The sequence below is a fragment of the Actinomadura sp. HBU206391 genome, from assembly GCF_014323665.1.
GTDB lineage: Bacteria > Actinomycetota > Actinomycetes > Streptosporangiales > Streptosporangiaceae > Actinomadura_C.
In genome coordinates this window covers 1-7,319 of sequence record NZ_JABVEB010000256.1, presented here as the reverse complement: position 1 = coordinate 7,319, position 7,319 = coordinate 1, and the positions used below count along the sequence as shown (strand labels likewise).

The following is a 7,319-nucleotide window of genomic DNA, read 5'->3' as shown; positions in this document are numbered from 1 at the left end:
TAGCCGGTGCAGCCGCAACCGCAGACACTCGGCGACGATCTTCCCTGCCGAGTGTTCATCACGCACGGCGTGTTCGGATTACGCTCGCCAGATTTATTGATCAGTGAATTGATGGCATTGATGCGGCACCCGCTCCTGACACACCCCGCCGGTAGTCCTGGGGGTTGAGCCCATAGGTTGCGCGGAACACTCGAGTGAAGTGCGCGGGGGTAGAAAATCCCCATCGGGCAGCGATGGCTTGAATCAATTGCTCGCTGAGGAGCGGGTTGGCCAGGTCACGCCGACAGCGCTCCAGCCGCTGGAAGCGGATCCATTTGGCGACGGCGCTTCCGTGGGCCTGGAAGAGCCGCTGGAGCGTTCGGGTAGAGATGTGGTGGGCATCAGCGATCATCTCCGGCGTCAAGGAGGGATCGTCGAGCCGACGGTCGATGAACGCCTGAATCTGCTGAAACAAGGTCTGCTGACGAACACGGACCCGATCTCCGACGAGCTCGTGGACACTTGAAAGGTCGCGACCATCAGGCTCGGGGGCGGCCATGGCCGGCGCTGGCGGAAGGATCGCTGCCGTGGCAGGAGTTCGAGCACTCATCGCATCATCTCCTCGCGTCCCGGCCAGCCGCTGAGCAAGCGCTACGGGTGATGCAACACCAGGACCTGTAACCTCCGTGTAACTAGCTGGATGCGGTACACACGAGCAGTTCCACTTGCCCATGCCCGACGCGATGCCATGGCCGAAGGCGAACTCGGCTCGCACGCCAACTGTTATGCGAAGAGGACCGTGCGGACCGTGCGGACCGAGTGCACCGATCGGATGCTGATCTACAGCGAACGACACGCCCTCACCGTGCTGACCGAGTGCGCACGGCACTACAACAATCACCGAGCACCAGTCGCGACAGCCCGGATTCCCGGGTCGGGTCCATCCCGTTCGACCTGACTGCTGCGATCAGGGGCGCGTATACGATCACGGGCGGCGACAAGATCGCGACGTGGGAGCTGACATCGAGTAAACACGGTCCGTAAACCGCCTCAAAACGGCGACCAGGGCTCCTCGTGATCTTTGAGAATGCCCAGGTCAGACGGTGCGCGGCCGGAGGGATTCGAACCCCCGACCGTCGGATTAGAAGTCCGCTCGACATGGTGTTGCCCGATGTCGGCTGGTGAAGCGCAGTGCCGATTCGTATCGATCTCTGCGTGGTCAACCCAAATCTGCTGTCGAAACCTGCCGGCGTCTGACGTGGTGTTCCCCGACGTCCGAGCTAACAGCGAGCAAACATGGGCGGATAATGTGCCGGCTGTACTGCCCAGGCAGGTTGCGTGATGACACGGTGTGAATGTGCGTGATAGGTGAAGGCCTCCGGTTGTGGAGTGGAGTTGTCCAGGAACCGCTCCGCCAACTGGAGGCCTTCGTGTCCCACGCTAATGCTGCTTTGAGTCCTCGCGGGCGTCTTCGGCCGGCGCGTCTGATCGTCGATGACGGCTGGCCGGTCGCTCGGGCGGCCGAGCGGTACGAGGTGTCGAGATACGCGACGACGTGAAGGCCATTACCGCCATCGAGGTGCTACGCGACGCCGTCGCCTGGTTCGTCGCCCGCGGCGTGAACACCCAACGCGTACTCGGCGACAACGGCTCGGCCTATCGGCCGCAGGAACAAACGACTACAGGGAGTACCAAAGCCCACCGCAAGCTGCGGGAGATCACCAAAAGATACCTCCGCATGTTCGCGCACTGGAGATGGATCCCATCCAGCTGGTGGCCGGGATGACAAGAGCCGTATGAGCCGAGAGGCTCACGTAAGGATTCTGTGGGAGCCGGGGGTGAGACTCCCCCCGACCAGCGGGCCGCCTGAACATGCAGGTCAAACGGTCCGAACCCAATATTCGAGCGGACACGGTTCAAGAACCCTGCGTGCTCCCGCCATTCCCTGCTCCGGGTGGTGCGGTCGCAGCCCATCGTGTCCGTCCCGATTGTCGAGGGCTGCAGGAGGCGTACGGGAACGACCGGATCCCCACGATCCGCCCAATTCGGAGCTTTGTCCAGGACAAGAGAAAGTTTCGCTCCCTTCGATTGAAACTCTTGTCAACTCACACGGAAGTAGCTAACTTCACAGGACAAACGAGACGTGAAGCGCGGGTGTGGACGGCATGACATAGCGACCGGAGACCGCCCTCAGGCCCTCTGCCGCAGACATCGCCCAAAAGGCGGATAGCTGCCGATCGCGCACTCAGCAACGGGTGGGCAGTGCCGGCACTGCCCAACTCAGCAGCGACCACGTCGCGTCCGACCAGCGACCTGAGCCGGATGGGAAGGGAATCCCAGGTGACGATGGAGAACACCGCGACGGGCAGAAAGGTCGTCGGCCTCATCAAGGGTAAGGCGGGGATCGGCGTCGGCATGGTCGGACACTCCTTCATGGCCGTGTCCACTCGCATGCCTGGCACAACGTCGCCGCGTTCTTCGACACTCCGTACCGGCCTGTGCTTGCGGCGCTCGCCGGGCGTACCGGCCCGGACGTGCGGGGCGCCGCCGACCGGCTCGGCTGGGCGGCGGCCGAGACGGACTGGAAAGACCTGGTCCGCCGGGTCGACGTGCACCTAGTGGACCTCTGCACACCCGGCGACTCACACGCCAAGACCGCAGTGGCCGCGTTGGCCGGGGGAAAGCATGTGCTGTACGAGAAGCCGCTGGCCAACACCGTCGCCGAGGCCATCGCAGCGGCGGCGGACGCGGCCCGCGCCCGGGGCGTCCGCGTGATGCTCGCCGTGGGTACCGCCCCCGAGCCCTCGTTCACCGACGGGCCGCAGGTTCAGCGGGTTCTGGCCGCCGCGGACAGCACCGCCGGCAGCGGCTGGACCCCGATCGGAGGTTCGTGATGGCCCTGCTGACGATGACCGGGATCTCCAAGAGCTTCTTCGGCGTGCCTGTACTCGCCGACGTCGACCTCGCGCTGGCGGCGGGCGAGGTGCACGCGGTCGTCGGCGAGAACGGCGCCGGCAAGTCCACGCTGATGAAAGTGCTGGCCGGGGTGCATGTCCCGGATGCCGGGACCATCGAGATCGACGGCCACCCGGTGACCTTCGGGCATCCCGCTCGGGCGCAGGCCGCCGGCGTCGGCACCATTTACCAGGAGCTCACGCTCCTCCCTGAGCGTACGGTCGCGGAGAACGTCTTCCTCGGCCGCGAGCCGACCCGCCGCGGCCTCATCGACCGGGCGGCGATGGACGGGCGCACCGCGCAGCTGCTCGGCGAACTCGGGGAGGACTCGTTCGGCCCGCGCACGCCGGTGCGGACCCTCTCGATCGCCCAACAGCAGGTAATCGAGATCGTCAAAGCACTGGCCACCGACGCTCGGATCCTGATCATGGATGAGCCGACCGCGGCCCTTGCCGGTCACGAGGTCGAGCTGCTGTACGCGCTGGTCCGCCGGCTCGCTGAGCGTGGCCTCGGCATCTTGTACGTCTCGCACCGGCTGCGCGAGGTCTTCGACCTCTCCCGGCGGATCACCGTGCTCAAGGACGGCCGCCTGGTCACCGCGCTGCGGACTGCGGACACCGACATCGACCAGGTGGTCCGGGCGATGGTCGGCCGTGAGCTGAGCGCCTATTACCCGGATCGCGCGGCGCCCGGCGACGTCGGCCGGCCGCGGCTCAAGGTCACCGGCGGCGGCAACACCAAGCTGTCCGGCATCGACCTGGAGCTGCGCGCCGGAGAGGTCGTCGGGGTGGCCGGGCTGCAGGGCTCGGGTCGTACCTCGCTGGCCAGGGCGCTGTTCGGCGTGGGCCCGTTCACTGTGGGGGAGCTGCGCGTGGACGGCAAGGCGATCCGTCTCACCGCACCCCGCCAGGCGATCCACGCCGGGATCGCGCTGGTCACCGAGGACCGCAAGGCCGAGGGGCTGGCGCTGCGCCAGTCCGTTCGCGACAACACCCTCCTCGCCGCCCGCGCTGCACGGCGTAAGGGCATCGCGGTGGGCGAGGTACTGGAGCGCGTTCGGCTGACCGCCCGCCGGCACGACCAGCCGGTCCGTTACCTGTCGGGCGGCAACCAGCAGAAGGTCGTGATCGCCAAGTGGCTGGGCATGCGACCCAAAGTCCTGATCTTCGACGAGCCGACCCGCGGCGTGGACGTGGGCGCCAAGGCCGCTATCCACGACCTGGTACGGGAGCTGGCTCGGGACGGGATGGCGGTTCTGATCATCTCGTCCGAGCTGCCTGAGCTCATCGGGATGAGCGACCGCGTGCTGATCATGCGCGAGGGATCGATCGCCGGTGAGCTCCCCGCCGGTCCCTCCGAGGAGGACGTCATGCGACTGGCCACCGGAGGCAGTGCCAATGACTGAGCTGGCCGTACGGACAGCCGACCGGCGGCGGTCCCAAGCTGCGAAGTTCACCGATCCCGTCGTGATGGTGTACCTGGCGCTGGTCGGGGTGACCGCGCTGGGCTGGATCATCGTGGCAGCACGGGGCGGCGACTTCCTGACGCTGACCAACGTCGTCGGCATCCTGCACAATTCGGTGGTCCTCGGGCTGGTGGCGCTCGGCCAGACGATCGTCATCCTCACCGGTTCGCTGGACCTGTCGGTCGCGTACCTGATCAGTATCTGCACGCTGGTCGCCGCCGAGACCATGAACGGCCGGGACGGCGGCGTGCTGCCCGCGGTGCTCGCGGTGCTCGGGTTGGCGGCGGCGGTGGGCTTGGTCAATGGGATCGTCATCACCAAGCTCCAGGTCAACGCGTTCATCGCGACGCTCGGCGTGGCGTTCATTCTGCGTGGCTACATCGAGGACACCTACACGGGACCGGCCGGAAAGGTCCCGGTCTCGTTCCAGCGTCTCGGCTACGACCGGATCGGCCCCGTCCCGGTGTCGGCGTTCGTACTGGCCGGAGCGGCCGCCGCGCTATGGCTGGTGCTGCGCCGCACCCGGCTGGGCTTCCACATGTACGCGGTCGGCGGAGACGAGCAGATCGCCCGGCTGTCGGGGGTCCGTACCCATCGAGTGAAGATCGCCGCGCATGTCCTGTGCTCGCTGTGCGCCGGCCTCGCCGCGCTGCTGCTGGTCAGCAGGCTCGGCGCGGGCGCCCCGTGGGCGGGCACCGAGGCACGGTACGACCTGGAGTCGATCGCCGCCGTGGTGCTCGGCGGGACGGTTCTGGCCGGTGGGCGCGGCGGGGTCGCCGGCACCCTCGGCGGGGTCCTGATCCTCGCCGTCCTGGACAGCGTGTTCAACCAGCTCGGCGTTGACCCCTTTTTCAAGAACGTGGTCCGCGGCGCGGTCATCATCGCGGCGGTCGCGCTCTACGCACGCCGTGGGCGGGAGGGCAGGTGACAAACACATGACCACACTCACGGTGGGTACTCGGGGCGAGGGACTGCGCCGGGCGCTGCGGGCCGGGGCACCGGTGTACGTGCTGCTCGCGGTGCTGCTGGCGGCGATCGCGGTCACCGACCCCGGGTTCTTCGAGCCGGACCGGCTGCTGGCCTTCATCAAGCGGTCGGCGCCGCTCGTGATCCTGGCCGCCGGTCAGTACCTGGTGATCGTGTCGGGTGGCTACGACCTGTCGGTGGGCTCGCTGGTCACCGTCGGCGTGGTCGTGGCGGCCGAGGCGTTCAACGAGTTCCCCGGCGCGCCGTGGCTCGCCGTGGTGGCCCTGCTGCTGGCCGGGGGAGCACTGATCGGCCTGGTCAGCGGACTGATCGTCACTGTGCTGCGGGTGCCGTCGTTCATCACCACCCTCGGCATGATGCTGATCCTGGAAGGCGCGGTCTTCTTCTGGACCCAGGGCTCGCCGCACGGCAGCTTGCCCGAGGATTTTCGGGTGCTCGGCCGCGGGAACGTGGTCGGCTCGCTGCCCTGGGCTGTCATCATCTGCCTGGCTGTCGGTGTCGTGGTCGTGCTGGTGATGCGCGCCGACTTCGGCCGTGTGCTGCTGGCAACCGGCGACAGCGAGCGGGCCGCCGCGCTCGCCGGGGTGCGCGTCGCTCGTGTCCGCACGACCGTGTTCGTACTGTCCGGCGTGGCGGCGGCGATCGCCGCGGTGCTGGTCGGCGGCTTCTCCGGGATCTCCGCCCAGGCCGGACGGGGTTATGAGTTCGAGGCCATCACCGCCGTGGTCCTCGGCGGGGCCGCGCTCGGCGGCGGCAGCGGCTCGGTGGCCGCCGCGATGGCCGGCGCATTCTCCCTGCAGGCACTGTTCACGCTGCTCAACCTACGTGGCGTCTCGGGGGCGCTGGAGTCCACCGTCCAGGGGCTGATCGTCATCGCCGCAGTCTCGCTCGGAGCCGTCAACTGGTCCCGGCTCCGCCGCCCGAAGTCCGCAATCCCCATAACCACCCCCCGAGGAGAGACATGAGACGAAGGAACCTGTCCGCCGCGGCGATGGCCGCCGGTGCGCTCGCCGTCGCGTCGGCGCTGGCTTCGTGTTCCAGCGACGCGCCCGCCGGGGGAGCCACCCCGGGTACGTCCACCAGCGCCGCCCAGACCGGCGACGCGCAGTCGAAATTCTTCGAACAGGCCGAGTACGACAAGCAGCTCGCGCTGCGGAACAAGACCCCGCAGGGTCCGCCCGACCGTCCGTGGGAGCAGATGTTCGATCCGCAGATGGTGCAGACCGGCAAGTACAAGAAGAGCGGCGGCATCCACCTGTGCTTCTCGAACGCCGGGGTGTTCAACCCGTGGCGGCAGGTCGGCCTCAAGAACATGCGGGCGGAGGTGTCGCAGCACAAGGAGATCACCGACTTCACCGTCCTCGACGGGCAAGGCAAGGATGACAAGCAGATCTCCGACATCCAGGAGCTGACCGGCAAGGGCTGTGACGCGTTGATCGTCTCGCCCAACACCACCGCCACGCTCACTCCGGCGGTTACCGCCGCCTGCGGCAAGGTGCCAGTGATCGTGTTTGACCGGGGCGTCAACACAGACTGCCCGGTCACCTTCATCCACCCGATCGGCGGCTACGCCTACGGCGCCACCGCCGCTGAGTTCCTGGTCCAGAAGGTGAAGCCGGGTGGGAAGGTCCTGGCGCTGCGGATCTCCCCGGGCGTGGACGTCCTGGAGAACCGGTGGTCGGCGGCAAAGCTCGCGCTCGACAAGGCCGGCATGAAGGTCGTGGACGTGAAGTTCACCGACGGAGACCCGGCCAAGACCAAGACCATCGTCGCCGACGCGATCCAGCGCAACGGCGGCATCGATGGGGTCTGGATGGACTCCGGTGCCACCTCGGTCGCCGCCGTCGAGGCGTTCGAGGACGCCGGACGGGACGTACCGCCGATCACCGGAGAGGACCAGCAGGACTTCCTGAAGATGTGGAAGGACAAGAAG

General features: G+C 67.5%; 5 protein-coding genes and 3 pseudogenes. 7 read left to right on the top strand and 1 reads right to left on the bottom strand.

Annotation, left to right across the window (positions count from 1 at the left end):
• Positions 1 to 100 precede the first annotated feature (100 nt).
• Positions 101 to 391 carry a helix-turn-helix transcriptional regulator gene (locus HKK72_RS42985; protein ID WP_410050370.1) on the bottom strand — a complete coding sequence of 97 codons (291 nt, stop codon included), beginning with the start codon at positions 389 to 391 and terminating at the stop codon, positions 101 to 103.
• Between the two features lie 1,018 nt (positions 392 to 1,409).
• Here HKK72_RS42985 and HKK72_RS41720 point away from each other — a divergent pair.
• From HKK72_RS41720 to HKK72_RS33245, 7 genes and pseudogenes are all read left to right on the top strand, one after another.
• Positions 1,410 to 1,520 (top strand): annotated as a pseudogene (locus HKK72_RS41720) (IS481 family transposase); the annotation flags it as partial.
• A pseudogene (locus HKK72_RS42980) lies at positions 1,520 to 1,642 on the top strand (IS481 family transposase); the annotation flags it as partial. The pseudogenes HKK72_RS41720 and HKK72_RS42980, both read left to right, overlap by 1 nt.
• Positions 1,643 to 2,474: 832 nt before the next feature.
• Positions 2,475 to 2,873, top strand: a pseudogene (locus tag HKK72_RS33265) (Gfo/Idh/MocA family oxidoreductase); the annotation flags it as partial.
• The gene (locus tag HKK72_RS33260) at positions 2,873 to 4,339 is read left to right on the top strand and encodes a sugar ABC transporter ATP-binding protein (RefSeq protein WP_222721453.1); all 1,467 of its coding nucleotides are present in this window, start codon (positions 2,873 to 2,875) and stop codon (positions 4,337 to 4,339) included. The pseudogene HKK72_RS33265 and the gene HKK72_RS33260, both read left to right, overlap by 1 nt.
• Positions 4,332 to 5,327 (top strand): ABC transporter permease, encoded by a 996-nt coding sequence (locus tag HKK72_RS33255; RefSeq protein WP_187238391.1) that lies wholly within the window; start codon positions 4,332 to 4,334, stop codon positions 5,325 to 5,327. The genes HKK72_RS33260 and HKK72_RS33255 overlap by 8 nt, the downstream gene beginning before the upstream one ends.
• A 7-nt stretch (positions 5,328 to 5,334) precedes the next feature.
• The gene (locus HKK72_RS33250; protein ID WP_187238390.1) at positions 5,335 to 6,351 is read left to right on the top strand and encodes an ABC transporter permease; all 1,017 of its coding nucleotides are present in this window, start codon (positions 5,335 to 5,337) and stop codon (positions 6,349 to 6,351) included.
• Positions 6,348 to 7,319, top strand: a 972-nt coding sequence (locus tag HKK72_RS33245; RefSeq protein ID WP_187238389.1) for a substrate-binding domain-containing protein, incomplete at its 3' end; no start/stop codon positions are given. The genes HKK72_RS33250 and HKK72_RS33245, both read left to right, overlap by 4 nt.

What these genes read in the sequence shown, in the direction of transcription:
- HKK72_RS33255 (WP_187238391.1), top strand. Translation starts at nt 4,332, where the DNA reads ATGACTGAGCTGGCCGTACGGACAGCCGACCGGCGGCGGTCCCAAGCT.
- HKK72_RS33260 (WP_222721453.1), top strand. Translation starts at nt 2,873, where the DNA reads ATGGCCCTGCTGACGATGACCGGGATCTCCAAGAGCTTCTTCGGCGTG.
- HKK72_RS33250 (WP_187238390.1), top strand. Translation starts at nt 5,335, where the DNA reads ATGACCACACTCACGGTGGGTACTCGGGGCGAGGGACTGCGCCGGGCG.
- HKK72_RS42985 (WP_410050370.1), bottom strand. Translation starts at nt 391, where the DNA reads ATGATCGCTGATGCCCACCACATCTCTACCCGAACGCTCCAGCGGCTC.